This window comes from Rhodococcus sp. T2V, assembly GCF_029269925.1.
Taxonomy (GTDB): Bacteria; Actinomycetota; Actinomycetes; order Mycobacteriales; family Mycobacteriaceae; genus Rhodococcus_F; species Rhodococcus_F koreensis.
The window spans coordinates 1-20,486 of sequence record NZ_JARJBD010000134.1 but is presented as its reverse complement, the minus strand read 5'-3'; the positions used below and the strand labels follow the sequence as shown (position 1 = coordinate 20,486).

The following is a 20,486-nucleotide window of genomic DNA, read 5'->3' as shown; positions in this document are numbered from 1 at the left end:
CGCGCTGGACCTACCGACCCGCTGACCGGGGCACTAAACCTGTGCAAGTCAGGCCGGACCGGGCGCCAAGCGCTTGCAACCACGCTCTCCCCGAATCGGTTGCGCACGTTGTTCAGAGGGACGCTTCTGGGCTGTGTGCGAGGATCTCCGAGAATTTGTACTTAGTCTCAGGTCGATTACCCAGAGCGTCGGTCTTTATTTCGGCATCCACGGCCACACGCATGTACTCACCCAGAGGGAACGAACCCGCCCGGATCAGTGCAGAGGGAACTTGTTCTATAACGGACTTATGCGCTCGCTTTCTTGTACTGGCTGCGAGAGTGAGTCTCCCGTCCAGACTGACGGTATGCACATACCCGCCAATCTGCTGCTTTTCCTTTTGTACGGTCCGTTCGAAGAGATGTACGGCGTGCGAAATGCCCACTCGCGACAACCTGGAAAGCCGACGATTACCTCGGCCTTCAAGGGCGGAAACCTCCAGGTTCACATCGTGCTCCGCCAACTCTTCCGTCATCAGCCGCACAGCGTCGAGGAGTTTTTTCTCGTTGCCAGGCAGTTCGGCGGCTACCGCGCCCTCTTCCAATGCGTCGTGAACGTCGAGCACTTTTCTCACAGCGCCGTCGAATAATGATTCGGCGTCGATCTCTAGCCCGTCCTGCTCAACTGAGGTCGCGAACACAGGCTTCATGTGAAGCACAGCGCTGCCTTCCGTAATAGACACAAGTTCGATCTTGCCGATTCCCTGCTCAGCCAGCGCGGCGGGCAGTGCCGCCTCAATTTCCCGTTGAAATCGATTCACGACAAATGTCAGGTCACCGCTCAGGCTCCCGTCGCTCACGCTCTCCCCGATTAGGCGGAGATCAATCAGAGTCGGTAGAGCGAACGACTGATCTATCTCGGACATGGCGTCCGCAAGCGCGCGCCGCGCCGAACTAATTAGGTCAGGTCCCTCAGAATCCTCACCAGCGGCAACAATCCACTCAGGGGATGTGTAGCTCCGCAGCTGAGGAAACTCATCCGCAAGGTTCACACCCTCACCTCCAAGTAGCCGCGTCGTGTGCCCGCACTGTCTACTGTCAGTTTGCCCTGTCCCTCATAGGAACGGGTACGTTGCCAAAAATCATCCATGACCCCACGTACGAGCGCGTAGTCATGCTCCAGATTCGAGTACTTGGTGTGGCGGAGCGTCGTAAGCGGCCACCAGGTGACTGGATACGGCTCCACACCGAACTCTTTGAAGACTGTCTTCCGATGACCGAACAGCGCCTTCACACGACCACACCCCGGCTTACCGTCAAGATCCGCCAGCTTCGGTCCGTCCACCAATGGCGTGATGTCCACATCCCGTGGATCCAGTTTATTGCTGGTGAAGCTCCCCGCGACCCACACTGAACGAAGGACGTTCGTCGCCCCGAGAGCCTCCTGCGAAAGATGCCACTCTTGCAGATACCTCAGTAGACCGTCGAATAGCCGCCGCCTGCTGTCCGAACCCGTGAACTTAACATCGTTGACGAACGCTGATTCGATCTCGTGAAGTGTGCAGCGATAGCGGCCTGGCGGGAGATGCCCGGTCGCAACATCCAGCGGTGGGATCACGATGACCTAGCCAAACCGGCAGCGTTGACCAATGGTCCTCCCACTGAACGGCCCCCAGACGCAATGTGAGGCAACTGACAAGTATCGCGAAATCATTGCATACCGGACAGATCACTGACTGTGCACGTCGCCGTATTAACCCTTCCTGGTTTGCACCCGCAACCCCAATGACACATCCTTGCCCGTCTCTGAGGTCAACGACCTGCACAGATGGCCATTTCGTTGCTGTGGTCAATTCCCAGCGCGGACCGCCACGCCTGAGGACCTCCCTTTGATACTCCTCAAGGCTCAGCATCCACCAGTTGCAACGTCCGCTTTATGGCCGCCGTCGTCTACGTGAATGACACTGCGGGACCAGCCGAATGAATAGGCGTGTGCGGCGCTATCGCCACGTCGCGGTCCGCGGTAGCGGACGACGAGGCGGCATCGTTGCGGGCCCTACTGGGCATCGTTGCCGGCGCCGCGGGCATCACCGTCTCCGCGATCACCCTGCTTCCCATGCTGGCGCACCTGTGAACCACACACGCGACCAACGCATTTGCGGTCGCCATCCGGCCTGACCCGACCGCACCACCCCGGCACCACCGTCCCCGACCCAGGGTGACTGCATCGCGACCACCACACCTCGGGGTGCTGCACCGCCGACAATCACCTCGGATCCCCCGGTGATCGTTCGACACTGTTGAGCTCGTCGAGAACCTGGTCGAGCGCAGTGGTCGGGGTGCGGAAGTCTTCACCCTCCGACGCGCGGAGACGGTTGCGTACGGAGGTGAGCATGGCGTGTTCACGCTCGAGGTCTGCTGCGATTCGATCGCCCACCGTCTCATCCTGCCCAAAGCGGGCGATAACCAGAGCGCGCCGCTCGATATACACGAGTGGCACCCTCATTACGGTGCAGCATCCTGGTCACGGGGAGGAACCTGGCGTTCGAGCAGCTCCGTCAGCTCCTCGATGGTGACCTCCACGGTGCCGAACAGGGGATCGCCCTCCCTGGCGGCACGGGCGACAGCCCGGCCGAGACGTTCGGTGAGGTCGACATGCAGCGGATCCGTCATGACGGACAAGTCTGCTGCACCCGCATCACCGTGCTCACCCATGCGCGCCCACACGTCCCGCATGGGTGATACACACTCGGCGGTCTCATCGGATCGACTGCAGGATGTGCCGGTGAAGTGACCTCCCCATGGACAGCTGCAGCTGCGGCGCGGGCATCGTCCAACCAGCACCCCGGCGTTCCCGGCCCCGACCTCCAACATGTCCGCACTTCCCGCGTATCCCGCATTACCCGTACAATGAGGTCGAGGAGGTACACCATGCCCGGGACACGCCGACACACCCCGCACACCACCCCCTACGTGCGGGCACCACGCCACCTCGCCGGTCGCCGCCACCGCGCCGGCGGCTGGAAGGTGACCGTCGCCGAGGACGGCGGCGCCCTCGCATGGTCACGGGTCACCGAACTCACCATCACCACCCCGACACCACGGTCACCGGCACGGATCGTCCAGACCAAGGTCGAAGCACTCGAGATCGCCGCGCAGATCCTGCGAGAAGAACAGACCGCCCCGAACACCCCCACAGCTCCTTTGCCAGTGTCCGCCCCCGGCCGTGTCGCGGGCGTCCCCGACGACGAATGGGGGCCGGCACCTACCCCGGCGCAGACCGCCACCCTGGACGAGGAGAACCTGCAACTGCAGGTCGATCAGCGGCGCGAGCAACTCGCCGCCTCGTTCACCCGCACCCAGGTCGCCGACATCCTCGGCGTCTCCCGGCAGACAGTGTCCGACATGGCCGCCGACGGCCGGCTCATCGGACTCAAGGACGGGCGGGAGTGGCGGTTCCCGACCTGGCAGTTCACCCCCGACCGGGCCGACCCGGTCCTGCCCGACCTCGACCACCTCACCCGCGCGTTCCCCGGCGGTGAAGTCAGCCTCTCGCGGTGGATGAGCCGCCCCAACACCACCTTCGCCGGCCGCACCCCCGCCCAGGAAATGGCCCGCGACAGCGACCACGTCGTCACCGTCGCGACCGGACTGACCGCCGCCGGATGGTAAAGCCCCTCCCCGCCCCGGTCCGGCCACTGCCCTCGGCCGATCACCGCTGGACCTGGACACCCACCGACCCCACCACGACGCCCTGGTTCCGGATCTACCACCGGGATCGGTTCACCCCGAACGGGATCACCTTCCGCCGATTCGGGCCACTGGCCCGCTTCGACCACCACACCCCCACCCCACCGGCGATGGACCCGGACCAGCGCGCGGTGCTGTACCTGGCCCTCGACCTCGCCACCAGTGCCTGCGAAGTGTTCGGTGAGGCCGGGGTCGCCGCCCTGTGCCCGCACTGGCGGGCCACCCAGGTCCTACCGGTCCGCGACATCGTCACCTACGACCTCACCACCCCCGGGGCAGCGCTGGCAATCGGGGCGCTCCCCGCCCTCGCCGCCGGCAACGAACACCGCGGCCTCACCCAACAATGGGCGAAGGCGATCTACGAAGACCAACCCGCCGCAACGAAAGTCGACGGCATCCGCTACCGCACCGCCTACAACGACGACCACGCCCTCGCACTCTGGGACTGCGACAACGCCATCACCGTCGCCCACGACCGCACCGGGCAGCCGCTGGACCTCCCCCTGACACACCCGCGCATCCAGCCGCGGCTCCTTGCCGCCCTGATCCCCCGCCACATCGCCGTGACCCACACCGACGAAAACCACTGCCCCAACTGCCAACGCGCAGCCGCGCCCTAACCGCAAACTGAGGCCGCCAGGGCTGTCTGCGGACGCCAGGCAGCACCTTCGGGGACTGTCGGGATAACGGTTGAACTGGATCTGGCCGACACGCCGAGTTAGCTTGGCGAGAAGGCAAGACGATGACCGAAACACTTGATCCCATGGATCAGTCGAAGATTGACCACCAGAAGTTGGCCCAACAACTGTTGGCCCAAGCCGAAGCTGAAGGTATCGAGCTGGTCGGTCCGAACGGACTACTGAACCAGCTCACCGCGAACGTCCTCGAAACCGCACTCGAAGCCGAGATGGACGCGCACCTCGGCTACGAGAAACACCAGTTCACCGGCCGAAACGGCGGCAATTCCCGCAACGGACGCCGCAGCAAGACGGTGCTCACGGAAATCGGCCCGGTGGAGATCCAGGTCCCCCGCGACACCGACGCCTCGTTCGACCCGCAGATCGTCAAGAAACGCCAGCGCCGATTGACCGGCGTCGACGAGATCGTTCTGTCCCTCTCGGCGAAGGGCCTGACCACCGGGGAAATCGCGGCGCACTTCGACGACGTCTATGGAGCGTCGGTCTCGAGGGAGACGATCAGCAAGATCACCGACAAAGTGATCGCGGAGATGACCGACTGGTCCGTGCGACCTCTCGACCCGGTGTATCCGGTGGTGTTCATCGATGCCATTCATGTCAAGATCCGCGACGGTCAGGTCGCCAACCGGCCCGTCTACGTCGCCATCGGTGTCACCACCGCCGGGGAACGCGAGATCCTCGGATTGTGGGCCGGTGACGGCGGGGAGGGGGCCAAGTTCTGGCTCGCCGTGCTCACTGAGATCCGCAACCGCGGCGTCGCAGATGTCTGCATGGCCGTCTGCGACGGGCTCAAGGGGCTGCCGGAGGCGATCACTACCGTGTGGCCACTCGCAGTGGTGCAGACGTGCTTGATTCATCTGCTGCGCAACACTTTCCGCTATGCGTCGCGGCAGTACTGGGACGAGATGTCGCGGGACTTGCGTCCGATCTACACTGCCGTCAACAACGAGTCCGCCGCTCGGGAGTGTTTCATCGAGTTCGCCGCCAAGTGGGGTACGAAGTATCCGGCGATCGTCCGACTGTGGGAGAACGCCTGGAGTGAGTTCGTGCCGTTCCTGGACTACGACGCCGAGATCCGACGGGTCATCTGTTCGACGAATGCGATCGAGTCCCTCAATGCTCGCTACCGGCGGGCAGTGCGAGCGCGTGGGCACTTCCCCAGCGACCAAGCCGCGCTCAAATGTCTCTACCTCGCCACCCGTGCGCTGGACCCAACCGGCCAGGGAAGAGCACGATGGGTGACGAGGTGGAAACCAGCTCTCAATGCGTTTGCTATCACATTCGAAGGCCGAATCACCCCAACTGGAAACTAAATTCATATGCCAGAGCTAGATCCACCGAAGTTCGGATAGTCCCCACCTTCGCTCACCACGATCAGCGATGAGGAGCAAAGCCGACGAAGCCGAAGGTTTCAGCGGTCCCTGCCCTCGATCGTGCGATCAGACATGCGGGTCTTTCTGTAGGGCACGGACCGGTGGGGCGAGCACGCCGTCGGGGATGGGGCAGTCGTAGGGCGTGCGGGTGATGGTTTCGGCGAATTCGGTCCGGGCGCGGGTGAGCAGTTCGGGGTTGGTGAATAGGTCCGCTGCGGTTGCGGCCATGACCTGTGCCGCATGCACCATCCCTTTGTGCGCGGCGGGCAGCTTGCCCTGTGCAACCCATTGCCACGAGTGCGGCGGTGACCCGAGGGCATAACAGGGGTTGAAGATCTGCACGGTGGGGGTGACCCAACTGACGTCTCCGACGTCGGTGGAGCCGCACTCTTGGTGGCGGGGCTGTGACGAGTCGAGCGTGGGGACGCAGTCATGGAGCGCCCGTGTGTCGTCTTGGGAAAGGCCGGCTCGGCTTCGGTCTGCCTCGATCTGCGACGGAGTGCAGGTCGCGAGGAATTCTTGTGCCATGGTTCGGTCCGCCTCGTCGAAGGGGACTCCGCCGAGGGTCTGAGCGTGGCCGTGCAGGACCTCTTCGAGTACTTCGTTGGGGAGGACTTCCGCTGATGCGCCGTCGAATCTGATCTCGAGTTCGGTCTCGGTCATCAGCGCCGCGCCTTCGGCGATCTTGACTACCCGAGCGTAGAGTTCACGCATTTCCGCGACGGTTCTTGCCCGCACGATGTAATAGGCTGTGGCCTGTGCTTGGACGACATTCGGGGACTCTCCGCCGGCGTCGGTGATCGCATAGTGGATCCGTGACGAGTCGGCCATGTGCTCACGGAGGAAGTTCACTCCCACGTTCATTAGCTCGAGTGCGTCGAGGGCGCTGCGGCCTTGGTGGGGCGTCGACCCGGCGTGTGAGGCTACTCCACGGAAGGTGAAGTACACCTGTGTGTAGGCGAGGAAAAGCATCTGGCGGGTGGACATCCGCGGAAAGGGATGCCATGTCACGGCGGCATCGACGTCGTCGAATTCGCCGCCTTTCACCATGAACGACTTACCTGCGGCGGCCTCCTCCGCGGGGCACCCGTAGTACCGAACCCGCCCCGGGAGTTGGTGTTCCTTCAGGTAGGCGGCGGTCGCGACCGCAGCCAGGAGTGATCCTGCCCCGAGCAGATGGTGTCCGCAACCGTGACCGTTTCCGCTGGTGTTCGCCGAGTCGGGGGTTCTGACGGCGACACCGGACTGCTGGCTCAATCCGGCGAGCCCGTCGTACTCACCGAGGAAGGCGATAACCGGTCCATCCTCGCCGTATTCCGCGGAGAACGCGGTGGGGATCCCCGCCAGTGCGCGGGTGATCTGGAACCCGTACTTTTCGGCAAGAGCCGTCTGCCGTTCGACGGCATCGAACTCGGCCCATCGGAGTTGGGGGGTGCCCCAGATCGCGTCGGCGAGTTCAGTGAATACAGGCGCGTGCGAATCCACTAGTGCAGCTGCATGTTTGGTGATTTCCATTCGTTTCTCCTATGTGGTCGACCGGGCGGCAGGAACTGCTACGCGGGTTTGTGCTGCACGGCCGGTGCCGTGGTGTCTGTAGTGGGAAGTTCCGTGGAGACAGAGGCGTCGATGCGTGCGGAGACGACGAGCAGGGCGGCGCCGACGAGACTGATGGCCGCGCAGAGGATCCAGACGGTGTGGTAACCGACGACCGATACCCACGTTGCGCCATGTGCGGTGGCCTTGGCGAAGACGACGGCGATGATCGCGCCCATGACGCTCCCGCCCAGGGTGCGGACCATGTTGTAGAGACCGGCGGATATCCCGGCCTCGTTGGCCGGCAACCGCTCGAGAATCATGATGGGAAGAGTCGCGACCACCAGGCCCTCGCTGAAGCCGACGACACCGATCATCGCGGCCATCCCCAGCGCCGTGGACTGCAGCTCCAGCATCGTGAGGAACGCGACCATGCCCACAACGAATCCTGCTGCCACGACTGCCCGTTGGCCGCGCCATCGCACCATTGGGGGCGCGACAACAGAGGCGAGGAAGACCCCGACGCCCAGAGCGGAGAGAAACAGCCCCAGCATGGTCCCGTTCAGGCCCAGCCCATAGCCGGACTCCGGTGATGTCGCCGCGAAGGTTGCGAATGCCGTGAGCGGGCCGAATGAGGCCGCGCCCACCAGGAGTGCGCCGATGTAGAGCACCAGCACCCGCGGTCGGGCCAACTGCCGTACCGCGACGAGGGGTTGCGATCGCCGCATCTCGACTCGCCACCACACGGCGAGCACAACCACCCCGCCGATAACCAGACCGAGCACGATCGCATCGGACCAACCACGCTTCGGGCCCAGAGCGAGGGCCAGCATCACCGAGCCGAGCCCCAGGGTCAAAAGGGCGGCGCCGAGCCAGTCCATACGCATGCCGGGCCGGGTCTCGATGACCGATTCGGGAACGAATACGAACGGCACCAGAATGCAGAGGATCGTGGCAATCGCGGGCACCCACAGCGCCTGTTGCGCCGATTCTGTGAGGTCGAGTAGAAGGCCACCAGCGATGTACCCGAATGAAAAGCCCAAAGTGAGGGCCCCGAGCAACACAGCGATTCCCCCGCGCGCTTTCTCCTGACTCAACCGGTTGCGCACCAAAGCCATTTCCAAGGGGAGGAGGCTGAGCAGGACCCCTTGGAGCGCGCGTCCGATGAGGAGGCTGACGAAGTTCGGTGCGATCGCGACGAGAACTGAGCCGATGGCAAGGAGTACGACCGCGATCCTCAGCATCTTCCGGTGACCGAGCAGGTCACCCAGCTTGCTTAACATCGGCACCCAGATCACCGACGAGAGCAAAAAGACGCTACTGATCCAGTTCAACGAGGCCGTCGACAGCCCGAGCTCGCGCCCCAACTCTGGGGTCAATGTCGGGACGATTCCCTGGACCAGCTCGATATTTCCAAAATGAGGCATCACATGGCAGAAATTACCGACGAGGATGATCTCGCACTTCTGCATGCATTGCAGATCGCCCCGCGCGCGCCCTGGGCGCAGATCGCGACGCCCCTCGGGATGAGCGCGGCGACCGCCGCCCGGCGCTGGGAACGGATCGCCCAACGGGGCGATGCCTGGATCAGCGGATACAACACCACCCGAGGGACAAGCGGCGGAGCGCTCGTGGAGGTCGATTGCGATGCCAATGATGTTCGCAGCGTCGCTGCCGAACTCGCGACCTCGCCGCGCACGGCCACGATCGAGACGACTTCGGGTGGCCGCGACCTAGTACTGACCGTTCTGACCAAATCCATCAACGAACTTTCCGACTACCTCGAAGAAGTGAACAACGTTCCCGGAGTCCGCAGCATCCGCAGCCACGTCATCACCATCCTGTTCACCAACGCAGCACAATGGCGATTGAACGCTCTCGAGCCCGGGCAGGAAAGCGCCATCCAACAGCTCGCGCCACCGCGCCCCTCCGGCCGGCCGCGTCCGATGGACCAACTCGACCAACAGTTGTCCGTCGCCCTCAGTCGGGACGGGCGAGCCTCTGCCTCCGACCTCGCACACGAACTCTCGGTCAGCGTCAACACGGTCCGTCGACGACTAGTACACCTCACCGACAGCGGTGTCCTGGACATCCGATGCGACATAACACGCGCCGTAACCGGTCACGAACTCGCCGCAACGCTCTGGATCCGCGTGCCACCACCAGACCTCGCGCACTACGCCCGCACGATTGCCCACCTACCCCAGATCAGATTGGTCGCCTCCGTCACCGGACCCCACAACCTCCTGGTGATGGCCTGGCTCCGCCACGCCGCGGACCTACCCACCTTCGAATCCCAACTGACCGAGCACACGCCCACCGTCCACATCGAGGACCGCGCCGTCACGCTCCGAACCATCAAGCACGTCGGACGCCTGCTCGACGACCACGGCCGAGCCCGCGAACTCGTCCCAGTCGACATCTGGACCGCGATTCCGCGCGCCACACACCCCCTATTACAGGCAACAGACTAGTAGCGTGTCGCTGCTTAATTCTGGCCTGTTTCGGTGCGAGGGTGGGGTGGCAGACTTCCCCTTCCCCTCTGCCGGTCAGGACGGTTGTCATGCCTTCGCAGAAGAAGCGTCCGGTGACGTTGAGCTCGGCTGATCGTGCGTTCTTGGAACGGTTGACCACGACCGGGGTGCATCCGGCCTCGATGATCCGGCGGGCCCGGGTGTTGCTGGCGCTGGACACCTCGGTCGGGGCGGTCGATGAGAAGAAGGTGATCGCAGCACGGTTGGGAGTCTCGGGTGAGACGGTGCGACTGGTGGCCAAGCGGTTCGCTGAGACCGGTCAGGACGTGGAGGCCACGATCGGGCGCAAGCAGCGTGACCTGCCACCGGTGCCGTCGCAGATCACCGGCGAGATCGAGGCCAGGTTGATTGCGTTGGCCTGCTCGAAGCCGCCCGAGGGTCATGCGCGGTGGTCGCTGCGACTGCTGGAGAAGCACGTCGCCCTGGTCGACGATATCCCCGATCTGGACCACTCGACCATCGGCCGGATTTTAAGAAAACGAAACTTCGTCCTCACCTGAAGAAGTGCTGGACCATTCCACCAAAGGCGAACCCGGAGTTCGCTGCTCGGATGGAAGATGTCCTGTCGGTCTAAGCCCGCCCCCGCAACCCAGCTCGCCCGGTGGTGTGCATGGACGAGAAGCCCTACCAGCTCCTCGCTCACGTGCGTGACCCGATCCCTGCAGGCCCGGGACGCGATCTGAAGGAAGACTGGCGAGTACGTGCGGCACGGGACCTGCTCGATCTTCTGCTGGGTCGAACCCCTGGCCAGCGACTGCTCCTTCTCGCAGGCGGTCCGCTGTCTTCGTTGCCGTTTGCGGCCATCAACTCGACCGAGGGGCGCCTCGTGGACCACGTCGAGGTCCGCTCCCTTGTGGGTGTACGTGGCCGACCACTGCAGGTGAAAGCCTCGAAGCTACCGCAAGCAGTCGGAGTTGCGAATCCGACCGGTGCCCTGCGCTTCGCGTCCTCGGAGCTCACCTCAATGGAGAGGTATCTACCGACCGTCGTCCCGCCCCCAGGAGTGGGCCTGAGGAACTGGCTCCTGGCGCACGCTCCTGAAGCTAGCCATCTCCACCTCGCCTTCCATGCGGAACCGAACGTCGTCGACCCGTTCAACTCGCGCTTCGTTCTCGGCCAAAACCTCGGACTAACAGTGGGCGACCTAGCGCAAGCCAACCTGGGTTCACTGGACCTGGTGGTTGCCACGGCTTGCAAGAGCGGCGTTGTGGATGCGCGGACATCGGATGAACAAGTCGGGTTGGCACCAGCGCTAACTAGCCCGCCCGGCCGGCCTGAGCCCCAACATGACCTACATGATCGCGAATCGGTTGGAGAGCGGGCCCGAGCCTCTCGAGCAACTGTCCGCCGCTGCTGCCATCTCGATCGTCGGTGAGGTGCTCATCGTCGCTGCTGCGGTGTTCGCCGGGATCATCTCGGGGCGCATCACCGCCACCCTGGACCCTGCGCGTAGGTGACGGTCCAGCAGGCGGTCAGCCCTGCCCAGATTCACCGTTGCTTTGACAGTCTCTGAACGATCACACTCCGGGAGCCGCTCGATCTGACGGAATCGAGGGATCTCGGGCGGACAGATCGCAGGCGGCCAAGATGTTGGACGACGCCCGCCGTTGCGCGTGCCGAGAGAGGGTCCGGATGCGGAGGCTGCGTCGAGACGATGGCATGGATGCATCATCTGGTGCGAGAGGAGACATGGCAGTGACTGAGGCGAGTGCGATCGAGCCCACAGCTGAGAGCGAGCGACTTTTCCGCCACGGCAAGGTGTTCACGGGTCGAGGGGAGAACGACTTCGCGACGGCCTTCCGGATCGATGAAGGACGCTTCACCTGGGTCGGCGATGCCGAGGACATCGAGGGAGAGGACGCCGTCGATCTTGCCGGGCGCGTCGTCCTCCCCGGCTTCCTCGACGTGCACACCCACCCGTCGATGATGGCCTCCCTCATCGAGTTCGTCTCGCTGCTGCCCCCCGAGGTCCTTTCGGTGGGGGCGGTGCAGGATGCACTGCGCAGCCACCCGGCTTACGGTTCGGGCCCCGGCTCGTGGATCCTCGGCTTCGGATTTGACGAGATGTGGTTCACCGACGAGAAGCGCAAGCCGACCGTGCACGACCTCGACACGGTCTCGAGGACGCAGCCGATCCTCATCCGGCGGTGCGACGGCCACACCGTCGTGTGCAACAGCGTGGCCCTCGCACTCGCGGGCATCGACGATGACACGCCCGATCCCGACGGCGCGATCATCCATCGCGATGCGGACGGCCGCCTCACGGGCGCCCTCTCCGAACTCGCCGCGATCAACCTCGTCGACTCCCTCATCCCCCGTCCGTCGCTCGCAGAGCAGGCGCAACGGCTGGCGAGCCTGAACGAGCACTTCCTCTCCCGCGGCATCGTCGGCGTCGACGATCTCTACGCCACCTTCGATCACAAGGATCCGCTGGCCATGTACCGCACGGCGGCGTCGGAGGGCTTCGTGCCGCAGAGCGGTCTCTACCTCGGTTGGACGGATCTCGTCGACGGCGCAAACGGCGGCGAGGTCGCCGACCTCACCGATGAGCAACGCACGGGCAGGATCCGGGTCGCGGGCGTGAAGCTCCTCATGGACGGCGCGTTCTCCGACCGGCACGCGTGGCTCGAGGACCCCTACCCCGACTCCTGCTCGCATGGCAGCCGCGTCGTCTCCGACGAGGAACTGCTCCGGGCGGTCGCCTGGTCGCGACGCAACCACGTGCAGGTGGCCGTGCACGCCATGGGAGACAGGGCGATCAATCAGGTGATCTCCCTCCTCGAGGACCAGGAGCCATGGATGGGCGAGCTCCCCTCCGTGCGCATCGATCACGCATCGCTGTTCACTCCCCAGATGATCGATCGCATCGAGACGGCGCGGATGTCGTTCGGCGTAATCAGCCACACGATCTTCTACTTCGCGGAGTACGAGTCATACAAGCAGAACCTCTCCGCCGAGCAGCTGCCCCACGCCTACCCCATCCGCTCGTTCTATGAGAAGGCCACGCATGCCGCGCTGGCCTCGGACTCGCCGGCGACGTCGTGGGCCGACGCGGACAACGTGTTCATCTCGATCCGTGCGGCCGTCGATCGTCGCTCGCACAACGGCGGAGACCTCGGCCAGGATCAGGCGATCACGGTCCCGCAGGCCGTGCTGCTGTACACCGGGCGGGCGAGCACCGTGGCACCGTTCGAGAGTCTCGGGACGATCGCCCCCGGCGCCGAGGGCACCTTCGTGGTGCTCGACCGGGATCTGTTCACGATTCCGACCGCCGAGATCGGCGACGTCACCGTCGCCGAGACATGGGTCGCCGGTGAGCAGGTGTGGCGCGCATAGGCCTTGCGCTCATGCGAGACAGCGGGCCTTGGTCAGAAGACCAAGGCCCGCTGTCGTATGCTTTCTCAGGCGAGCACCCGGAAGGTCGCCAGGCTCTTGTCGCTGGCACCGCGCACGTGTCCTCCGGGAGTCTGCGAGACCGCGGTGAGGAAGCACACCGCCTCCGCCGTGATCAGCTCACCGGGCATAATGTTCGGGATGCCAGGCGGATAGGCGGCGAGGGTCTCCGCGCTAGCGCGGCCGACCGCATCCGCTGTCGGCACCGCGATCGACGCCCCCAGGAAAGCCTCACGCGGCAGCATCACCGACTTGCCGGGAGCCGGAAGCGCACCCACCCGCGGGATGCTCCCGTCGCTGCTGACGGGCAACGCGTGCAGCTCGGCGATAACCCGGTCGACGTCGGGCACAACTCCGGGTCCCAGCACCGCGACGACGCAGGTCTCGGTGGCGATCTCGAGGAACACGCCCCGCTTCATCAGCAGGTTGCGGGCAGCGTGTCCGCCGACGCCGCCCTGCGCGACATCGATCGACACGCGCATCGGGTCGACCGCGACGATGTCGTCGAATGCGGCGAAGCCGTCGGACGCGATCCCGAACCGGCCGATACTGCGGATGCGGTCCCGGAGCTCGTCGGCGGCAGCGATGGATGCTGTGATCCCGTCGTGACCCTCGACGAGCTGCGCCCTGGCGATGTCGAGGGATGCCAGCAGCAGCGAGCTCTCCGAGGTCGACTGGGTCAGGGCGAATGCACGCTCGACGAGAGGTTCCAGGGCGCGACCGTGCTCGGTGTCGGCCAGGTGCAGCATGGCCGACTGCGTGAGGCTGCCGCCGAACTTGTGCATGCTGCTGACGAGCGCGTCGGCCCCTTGGGTGAGCGGCTGCACCGGCAGGTCTTCGTGGAAGCCGAAGTGTGACGCCCACGCGCCGTCGACGATGAGCGCGGCACCCGCCGCATGGGCGATCTCAGCGAGGGCGGGGATGTCGGCCACCGAGCCGAAGTAGCTCGGCGAGGTGAGCACGACAGCCTTGCAGCCGGGAGCCTTGCGCAGGGCCTCGGCGAGCGCGGCAGCGGACACGCCGTGCGCGATGCCGTGCTCGCGATCGATCGAAGGCTGCACAAAGACTGGGCGGAGACCGGCGAGGATGATGCCGTCGATGGTCGATGAGTGCGCGCTGCGCTGCACGACGACGGGAGCGTCCTGGCTGTCGTACGAGGCCAGGGCCAGGGCGATGGTGCGGTTCGCCTGCGAAGCGCCGTTGGTGAGGAACCAGGTGCGTCGCGCGGACCAGGCATCGGCCGCAAGCTCCCTGGCCTGCTGCAGGCCGTTGTCCGTACCCATGTCGAGACCGGGCAGCAGCGGCGGCACGTCGAGGCGGAGGATCCGCTCGCCGAAGTAGGCGGTCAGCTGCGGGGCGGCGATCGGATCGGCGCCATGGCCGGGCACGTTCAGTCGCACGTGCTCTTCGGCGGCGTACGCGGCGAGGACGTCGGCGTAGGGGGTGCGCACAGACGTGGCGTCGGGGCGCTCGATGTCGTGCAGGATCTCGATGGTCATGCATCCATCGTCTGCAAATCAAGAGAGATATGGAATATGAAGATATCTTGATATCTATATAGCAGATATGGAGGCTATTGGATGCTGGATCTCCGTCAGTTCCAGGCGCTGCGCGCGATAGCCCGCACGCGTTCGACAGCGGCGGCCGCTCGTGAACTCGGGTGGAGCCAGCCCACGGTGACCCACCATCTGCGGGCGCTCGCGCAGGCGACCGGAGCGCCGGTTGTGCGTTCCACGAGCGCCGGCACCGCCCTCACCCGCGCCGGGGCGCTGTGGCTACCGCACGCGCAGGCTCTGCTCGATCGGGCAGACCGCGCGCACGGCGAGGTGCAGTCCGCTCTGGCCGACGGGATGCGGCGGTGCCGGATCGGCGTGTTCCCGACGGCAGCGGCGCATCTGCTGCCCGCGATCGTGAAGGCGACCGCCGATGCGGATGTGCGTGTCGACGTGACGGAGGCGGAGAACGAGGCGCTCTGGTCGGAATTCGACGCTCTGCGCCTGGATGCGGTGATCACCTACGAAATGAGACCGGGCAGCCGTCCGGGGGGAACCAGGCTGTTCGAGGAGCACTTCGGCGTGCTGCTGCCGCGAACGCACGCGCTCGCCGAGCGGGATCGGGTCACGCTTCGCGAGCTGCGGAAGGAGACGTGGATCCTCGGTCGTGACCAGGCGGATGCGATCGACGCCATGCTGCAGGGCTTCGCCCGCGACGCGGGATTCACGCCCATCGAGGGGCAGCACAGCGACGACTACCGGGTCGTGGCCGCCTACGTCGCCGCAGGTCTCGGCGTCGCCTTCGTACCGGAGCTCGCGCTGCCGGTGAGCACGGACGGATGCCGCTTCGTGCCGCTCAGCGATCGGTTACCGCCGCGTGTGGTGTCGCTCCACACCGCCGCGCACCTGCCGGAGGACATCCGGGACGTGCTGCTCGACGCGGTCACACGCGAGGAGAGGTGACGATGTCGGACCCTGCGTCGCACGGGAGTGCGGCGCAGGGTCCGAGATGGTGATGCGTGCGGTTCAGGCCACGGCATCCGGGATCGTCTTGGTCGCTCCCGTGAACACATCCGCGTCGTCGTTGAGGATGCGGCCTTTCGTCTCCGGCATCACGAAGACGGTGATGCCCGAGATCACCAGCAGCGCGAGGACGTAGAACAGGAACGCGTTCGGTCCGACGCTGGTCGTGAGCCAGATGTTCAGGTACAGCGCCGTGCCGCCGAAGAGGGACGTTGCGATCGCCAGCGGGATGGCGATTCCTGCGGTGCGCACCCGAGTCGGGAACAGCTCCGCCATCACCGCCGGGCTGATCGCGCACGGCGCCGAGAGGAACACGTTCGCGATGCTGAGCGCGATCAGCAGGTGCCAGGGGTTCCCGTCGATCAGCCCGGACAGCGGGAACAGCAGGGCCGCCGTCCCGATGATCCCGATCAGCTGCACGGGGCGGCGTCCGATCTTGTCGGAGAGGATTCCCCAGGCCGGCAGCAGCGCGATGAACAGCAGGCTGGCGACGAGGGAGACCAGAAGGATGCTGGTCGGGTCGGCCTGGAGCACCGCGATCGAGTAGCTGGTCGTCGCCACGAGCCAGTAGTAGTACGCGACGGTCAGGCCGATGCCCATCCCGATCACCATGAGAGCGGAGCGACGCATCATCCACATGTCGCGCCACATGCTGGAGCGAGGCGCAGCGTCAGCGGAGACCGTCTTGATCTCGGTGGTGAACTGCTCGGTCTCCTCCATGCGCTGACGCACGTAGAGGGCGAAGACACCACCGATACCGGCGATGATGAACGGCACGCGCCATCCCCACTCGTACATGGCTGCAGACCCGAAGACCGCGGACATGATGGCGCCCAGCGACGTTCCGACCAGCGCGCCCGCCGTGCCGGACCCGTAGACGAGCGTCGACCACAGGCCCCGGCGTTCTGCCGGAGCGAGCTCCGACAGGTACGCACCCGCGGTCGGCTGCTCGCCACCGTAGGCGAGACCCTGGATGAGCCGCGCGACGATGAGGATCACCGATGCGACCACGCCGATGCTCTGATACGACGGCGAGATCCCGATGATGAGACTGCCGAGCGCGATCAGGGCGACGGTGATCGACAGGGTGTTGCGTCGGCCGACCCGGTCGCCGAGACGGCCGAAGAGGATCGCGCCGACGGGGCGGGCGATGAAGCCGACGGCGAACACCACGGCCGCCGCGAGGAACGCCGACACCGGGTCGTCGGCATTGAAGAAGCTGGCCGCGAAGAACGGTGCGAAGGTCGAGTAGATCGACCAGTCGAACCATTCCAGAGCATTACCGAAGCCGGTACCGACGAGGGTGCGGCGATGGGAAGATCTCTTTTCCACCGCCTTCGACGGTGTCGGCTCTGCGATCGAGTTGGAAGCCACGATGATTCCTCTCCGATGGAGATTAGCGGTTGGAAGCGACGGCGTCTTGCAGTGACGACGCCTCCGTGAGCGCAGCCAGACGACGCCAGGCCACTTCTGCGTAGACCGCGGCACCCAGCGGGAGGACATCGTCGTCGTACTGGGCGTACGGGCTGTGGTTGTTGGGCGCGGTGTTCCAGTCGACACCCGCCGGCGTGGCGCCGATGCAGGCGAAGGAGCCAGGAACCTCGTTCAGCACGCGGGAGAAGTCTTCGGAGCCGGCCAGCGGCGTAGGCATCACCTGATAGCGCTCCTCACCGAAAGCGGACGCGATCGTGTCGGCCACGAACTGCACCTCGAACGGGTCGGTGATCGTCACCGGGTAACCGGTGTGGTGCTCGACGTCGACGGTCGCGCCGTGGGCCTGGGCGATGCTCTCCAGCAGGTTCTGCGCCCCCGTGTGGAAGCGCTCACGGGCCTCCTCGGACCAGAAGCGTACGGACGCCGAGAACTTCGCGACATCGGGCATCGCGTTCGGAGACGCGAGGTTGCCCGACTGAACGGCGCCGATGCCGACGACCACCGGGTCGAAGACGTCGAAGCGACGAGTGACGAAAGCCTGCATGGCGAGGATCATCTCGGCGGTGACGGTGATCGGATCGACCCCGCGATACGGTGCGGAGGAGTGCCCGCCCTTGCCGTTGACGGTGACCTGCAGACCGTCGGCCGCAGCGAGCATCGCTCCGGAACGGGCCTGGACAAGGCTCTGGGGCTGGCCGGCGGCCATCACGTGCAAAGCGAACGCCGAGGAGACACGGGGGCCGGCGGCATCCAGCACGCCTTCACGGACCATGACGGCTGCGCCGTCGTAGCCCTCTTCGCCCGGCTGGAACATGAAGACCACGTCGCCTGCCAGCTCGTCGCGATGAGCGGCGAGGATGCGGGCGGCACCGACGAGCATCGTCACGTGCATGTCGTGTCCGCAGCCGTGCATGGCACCGGGAACCTCGGACTGCCAGGGCAGACCGGTGTCCTCTTGCACGTTGAGACCGTCCATGTCCGCACGCAGGAGCACCGCCGGGGCCGTGCCGGTCGACGCGCCGCCGCGCAGAACCGCGACCACAGAGGTGCAGTCCGTGCCCACAGTCGTCTCCAGGCCCAAGTCTTCGAGTTCCGCGAGGATCCGGGCCTGCGTGACGGGAAGGTCCAGCCCGATCTCGGGATGCCGGTGCAGGTCGTGCCGCAGGTCGGTCAGTTCCTGCGCGAGTGCCTGTGCTGCTGTGAGAGTGTCCATCGGATTCCTTTCGCCTTCGAATGGCTCTACTGTCGTAGTCGACTGGTCCGACGGACCCGACGCGATCGGAATCTTCAGTTGAGCGCTGTTCGGCGCTCGGATCATTCAGATGGAGGTGATGCAGGTTGCGTGGCGATCTACCTGTCGATGAGACGGACCTGCGGGTCATCAACCTCCTGCAGATCGCTCCCCGCATCCCCTGGGCCGGCGCCGGCGAGATCCTCGACCTGTCTCCGTCGGCAGTGGCCGCGCGATGGCGCAGGCTGAGCAATGCGGGGATCGCGTGGATCTCCGCCTATAGGAACCTGCGATCCATGCACGGCATCGCTGCGTTCGTGAACGTCGCGTGCAAGCCCCGTCATCGGCGGGCGCTGATCGACAGTCTGCGCGCCTACCCGCAGGTGGTCAGCGTGGTCGCAGCAACAGGGCGGAGCGATCTCGCCCTAACGGTCACGATCATGGTCCCGGATCTTCAGGCGCTCAGCATCCTGGTTATGGATGAGATCGCTGGCATGCGCGGCGTGATCGACACGGCGACGCGCGTCGTCACACAGCTGCATGCGGAGGGTGCGGCCTGGCGCCTGGATGCCCTCGAACCGCGCGAAGCCGCTCTCGCCCGCGACGCCGCCCAGATCAGTTCTGAGCGGGCCAGCGGGCTGCCGGAGACACAGCGTCGCGCACTCGTGCGAGCCCTGGTCGCGAACCCCCGCGTATCGGTGGCCGATCTCGCACGCGAGCTCGGGGGCACAGCACCCACCGTGCGCCGTCAGCTCTCGCAGGTGCTGGCATCCGGTCAGGTGAACATCCGGTGCGACATCAGCGCTCCGGTCGCCGGCTGGCCGATCGAATGCAACTGGATGCTGCGGGTGCCGGCCACGGACGTGCTCGACCTCGTCGTGGCGCTGCGTTCTCGCCCGCAGGTGCGCCTGTGCGCCAGCGTCATCGGCGATGCCAACCTCGTCATCACGACACTCAGCCGCTCGATGCCGGAGTTGAACGAGTTCGAGCGGTGGCTGGGGACCATGCTCCCCCGCGCAGAAGTACGGGAGACGTTTATCGGCATGCGGACCTTCAAGCGCATGGGCCGCATTCTGAACGACGACGGCTACGCGACGGGAGAGATGATCCCGATCGAGTGAGCGGGATCATCTCTCCCGTCGCGTAGCAGCGACGGGACTGCCTGAATAGCGGTGGGTGGGGTCCTGCTTTGGATGACGCGATGATCGATCCCGTGACGGGAGAGATCATCGATCAGAAGGACCTTGCCGAGCGGTTGCTCGCGCAGGCGAAGGAACAGGGCGTGAGCCTGTTGGGTCTGGGAGGGCTGCTGAACGAAGAACGTGCTCGAGACGGCGTTGAACGCGGAGCTGACCGAGCATCTCGGCCACCAGCATGGCGGGACGCCGGTCGGAGCGAACATGCGCAACAGCACCCGGACGAAGACGGCGCTTACCGAGATCGGGACGGGCGTTCAAGCCGGTGATCGTCCCCAAGCGCAAGCGCCGGATGGACGGGATCGATCAGATCGTGCTCTCCCTCAGCGCCCGCGGGTTGCGACCGGGGAGATCGCCGCGCACTTCGACAACGGCTACGACGCGACGGTCTCCAATGACACGATCAGCAGGCTCACCGAGAAGGTGGCCGGTGAGCTCGCGGACTGGTCCTCACGACCCCTGGATCCGATCTACCCGGTAGTCTTTAAGAACCGCGGGGTCGAGGACGTGTTCATCGCCGTCCCTGACGGGCTGAAGGGGCTGCCCGGAGCGATCATTCACGTGGAGTTCAGGCGTGTCGACGGTCACTGGCACCAAGGATGTTGCGGGTCAAGAGCATCGGCTACCACGAACGAGCAACCCGGGCACACACGATCGTGTGGTCCGGCCGCCAAATGCGTCCCGATATCTACAGCGGAATCGGTGGCTCGACCCGCACACCGACCCGGTGATCGTGAAGCCCCGGTGGCCACAGCTCGCCCGCCCCCGAACTGACTTCCCCTGCAGAGCGCGCTACTAATGATCTTTCGGTAATTGAGTGAGCTCAGATCACAAGGAAAGCCCAGCGTGA

The 20,486-nt window shown here is 65.3% G+C and carries 22 protein-coding genes; 13 read left to right on the top strand and 9 right to left on the bottom strand.

Annotation, left to right across the window (positions count from 1 at the left end):
- Window positions 1–112: 112 nt before the first annotated feature.
- Together P3H15_RS49070 and P3H15_RS49065 are read right to left on the bottom strand one after the other, a co-directional pair.
- Window positions 113–838 (bottom strand): hypothetical protein, encoded by a 726-nt coding sequence (locus P3H15_RS49070; RefSeq protein ID WP_276143982.1) that lies wholly within the window; start codon window positions 836–838, stop codon window positions 113–115.
- Between the two features lie 188 nt (window positions 839–1,026).
- On the bottom strand, window positions 1,027–1,596 hold the full coding sequence (locus P3H15_RS49065) for a hypothetical protein (RefSeq protein ID WP_276143981.1): 570 nt from the start codon (window positions 1,594–1,596) through the stop codon (window positions 1,027–1,029).
- Window positions 1,597–1,968: 372 nt separating this feature from the next.
- Here P3H15_RS49065 and P3H15_RS49060 point away from each other — a divergent pair, with 372 nt between their 5' ends.
- Entirely contained in the window at window positions 1,969–2,112 is a 144-nt protein-coding gene (locus P3H15_RS49060) for a hypothetical protein (RefSeq protein WP_276143980.1), read from the top strand.
- Window positions 2,113–2,244: 132 nt separating this feature from the next.
- Here the strand turns inward: P3H15_RS49060 and P3H15_RS49055 are convergent, their stop codons facing one another.
- A complete protein-coding gene (locus P3H15_RS49055; RefSeq protein WP_276143979.1) occupies window positions 2,245–2,415 on the bottom strand; it encodes a hypothetical protein in 171 nt (56 codons plus the stop codon).
- Between the two features lie 68 nt (window positions 2,416–2,483).
- Window positions 2,484–2,651 carry a hypothetical protein gene (locus tag P3H15_RS49050; protein ID WP_276143978.1) on the bottom strand — a complete coding sequence of 56 codons (168 nt, stop codon included), beginning with the start codon at window positions 2,649–2,651 and terminating at the stop codon, window positions 2,484–2,486.
- A 258-nt stretch (window positions 2,652–2,909) separates the two neighbouring features.
- On the opposite strand from P3H15_RS49050, the gene P3H15_RS49045 reads away from it, so the two are divergent.
- From P3H15_RS49045 to P3H15_RS49035, 3 genes are all read left to right on the top strand, one after another.
- Window positions 2,910–3,650, top strand: a complete 741-nt coding sequence (locus P3H15_RS49045) for a helix-turn-helix domain-containing protein (RefSeq protein WP_276143977.1) — start codon at window positions 2,910–2,912, stop codon at window positions 3,648–3,650.
- Window positions 3,644–4,348, top strand: a complete 705-nt coding sequence (locus P3H15_RS49040) for an RES family NAD+ phosphorylase (RefSeq protein ID WP_276143976.1) — start codon at window positions 3,644–3,646, stop codon at window positions 4,346–4,348. The genes P3H15_RS49045 and P3H15_RS49040 overlap by 7 nt, the downstream gene beginning before the upstream one ends.
- 143 nt (window positions 4,349–4,491) lie before the next feature.
- Entirely contained in the window at window positions 4,492–5,739 is a 1,248-nt protein-coding gene (locus P3H15_RS49035) for an IS256 family transposase (RefSeq protein ID WP_276143975.1), read from the top strand.
- A gap of 126 nt (window positions 5,740–5,865) precedes the next feature.
- Here P3H15_RS49035 and P3H15_RS49030 read toward each other — a convergent pair whose 3' ends face one another.
- On the bottom strand, window positions 5,866–7,314 hold the full coding sequence (locus tag P3H15_RS49030) for an amidohydrolase (protein WP_276143974.1): 1,449 nt from the start codon (window positions 7,312–7,314) through the stop codon (window positions 5,866–5,868).
- A 38-nt stretch (window positions 7,315–7,352) separates the two neighbouring features.
- Window positions 7,353–8,903: an MFS transporter gene (locus P3H15_RS49025; RefSeq protein ID WP_276143973.1), complete on the bottom strand. Its 1,551-nt coding sequence runs from the start codon at window positions 8,901–8,903 to the stop codon at window positions 7,353–7,355.
- On the opposite strand from P3H15_RS49025, the gene P3H15_RS49020 reads away from it, so the two are divergent.
- The 5 genes from P3H15_RS49020 (at window position 8,808) to P3H15_RS49005 (ending at window position 13,202) form a co-directional block, all read left to right on the top strand.
- Window positions 8,808–9,806, top strand: a complete 999-nt coding sequence (locus tag P3H15_RS49020) for an Lrp/AsnC family transcriptional regulator (RefSeq protein WP_369426235.1) — start codon at window positions 8,808–8,810, stop codon at window positions 9,804–9,806. The two genes, P3H15_RS49025 and P3H15_RS49020, sit on opposite strands and share 96 nt — an antisense overlap.
- Window positions 9,807–9,895: 89 nt before the next feature.
- Window positions 9,896–10,366 (top strand): helix-turn-helix domain-containing protein, encoded by a 471-nt coding sequence (locus P3H15_RS49015; protein ID WP_276143971.1) that lies wholly within the window; start codon window positions 9,896–9,898, stop codon window positions 10,364–10,366.
- Between the two features lie 110 nt (window positions 10,367–10,476).
- Window positions 10,477–11,241 carry a CHAT domain-containing protein gene (locus tag P3H15_RS55970; protein WP_369426234.1) on the top strand — a complete coding sequence of 255 codons (765 nt, stop codon included), beginning with the start codon at window positions 10,477–10,479 and terminating at the stop codon, window positions 11,239–11,241.
- Entirely contained in the window at window positions 11,162–11,323 is a 162-nt protein-coding gene (locus P3H15_RS49010; protein WP_276143970.1) for a hypothetical protein, read from the top strand. The genes P3H15_RS55970 and P3H15_RS49010 overlap by 80 nt, the downstream gene beginning before the upstream one ends.
- A 238-nt stretch (window positions 11,324–11,561) precedes the next feature.
- The gene (locus P3H15_RS49005; RefSeq protein WP_276143968.1) at window positions 11,562–13,202 is read left to right on the top strand and encodes an amidohydrolase; all 1,641 of its coding nucleotides are present in this window, start codon (window positions 11,562–11,564) and stop codon (window positions 13,200–13,202) included.
- Between the two features lie 65 nt (window positions 13,203–13,267).
- Here P3H15_RS49005 and P3H15_RS49000 read toward each other — a convergent pair whose 3' ends face one another.
- Window positions 13,268–14,758, bottom strand: coding sequence for an aminotransferase class I/II-fold pyridoxal phosphate-dependent enzyme (locus P3H15_RS49000; protein WP_276143967.1), 1,491 nt, complete (start codon window positions 14,756–14,758; stop codon window positions 13,268–13,270).
- A gap of 81 nt (window positions 14,759–14,839) precedes the next feature.
- Here P3H15_RS49000 and P3H15_RS48995 point away from each other — a divergent pair, with 81 nt between their 5' ends.
- On the top strand, window positions 14,840–15,715 hold the full coding sequence (locus tag P3H15_RS48995; RefSeq protein ID WP_276143966.1) for a LysR family transcriptional regulator: 876 nt from the start codon (window positions 14,840–14,842) through the stop codon (window positions 15,713–15,715).
- Between the two features lie 63 nt (window positions 15,716–15,778).
- On the opposite strand, the gene P3H15_RS48990 is transcribed toward P3H15_RS48995, so the two are convergent.
- Entirely contained in the window at window positions 15,779–17,149 is a 1,371-nt protein-coding gene (locus tag P3H15_RS48990) for an MFS transporter (RefSeq protein ID WP_276143965.1), read from the bottom strand.
- A gap of 22 nt (window positions 17,150–17,171) precedes the next feature.
- Window positions 17,172–18,422, bottom strand: coding sequence for a M20 family metallopeptidase (locus P3H15_RS48985; RefSeq protein ID WP_276143964.1), 1,251 nt, complete (start codon window positions 18,420–18,422; stop codon window positions 17,172–17,174).
- A gap of 125 nt (window positions 18,423–18,547) precedes the next feature.
- Between P3H15_RS48985 and P3H15_RS48980 the strand changes: the two genes are divergently transcribed.
- The 3 genes from P3H15_RS48980 (at window position 18,548) to P3H15_RS55630 (ending at window position 20,410) form a co-directional block, all read left to right on the top strand.
- Complete coding sequence (locus tag P3H15_RS48980; protein ID WP_276143963.1) at window positions 18,548–19,561, top strand: Lrp/AsnC family transcriptional regulator; 1,014 nt, start codon at window positions 18,548–18,550, stop codon at window positions 19,559–19,561.
- A gap of 80 nt (window positions 19,562–19,641) precedes the next feature.
- Window positions 19,642–19,905, top strand: coding sequence for a hypothetical protein (locus P3H15_RS55635; RefSeq protein WP_346348874.1), 264 nt, complete (start codon window positions 19,642–19,644; stop codon window positions 19,903–19,905).
- A complete protein-coding gene (locus tag P3H15_RS55630) occupies window positions 19,841–20,410 on the top strand; it encodes a transposase (RefSeq protein WP_346348873.1) in 570 nt (189 codons plus the stop codon). Before P3H15_RS55635 ends, P3H15_RS55630 begins: the two co-directional genes overlap by 65 nt.
- Window positions 20,411–20,486 lie beyond the last annotated feature (76 nt).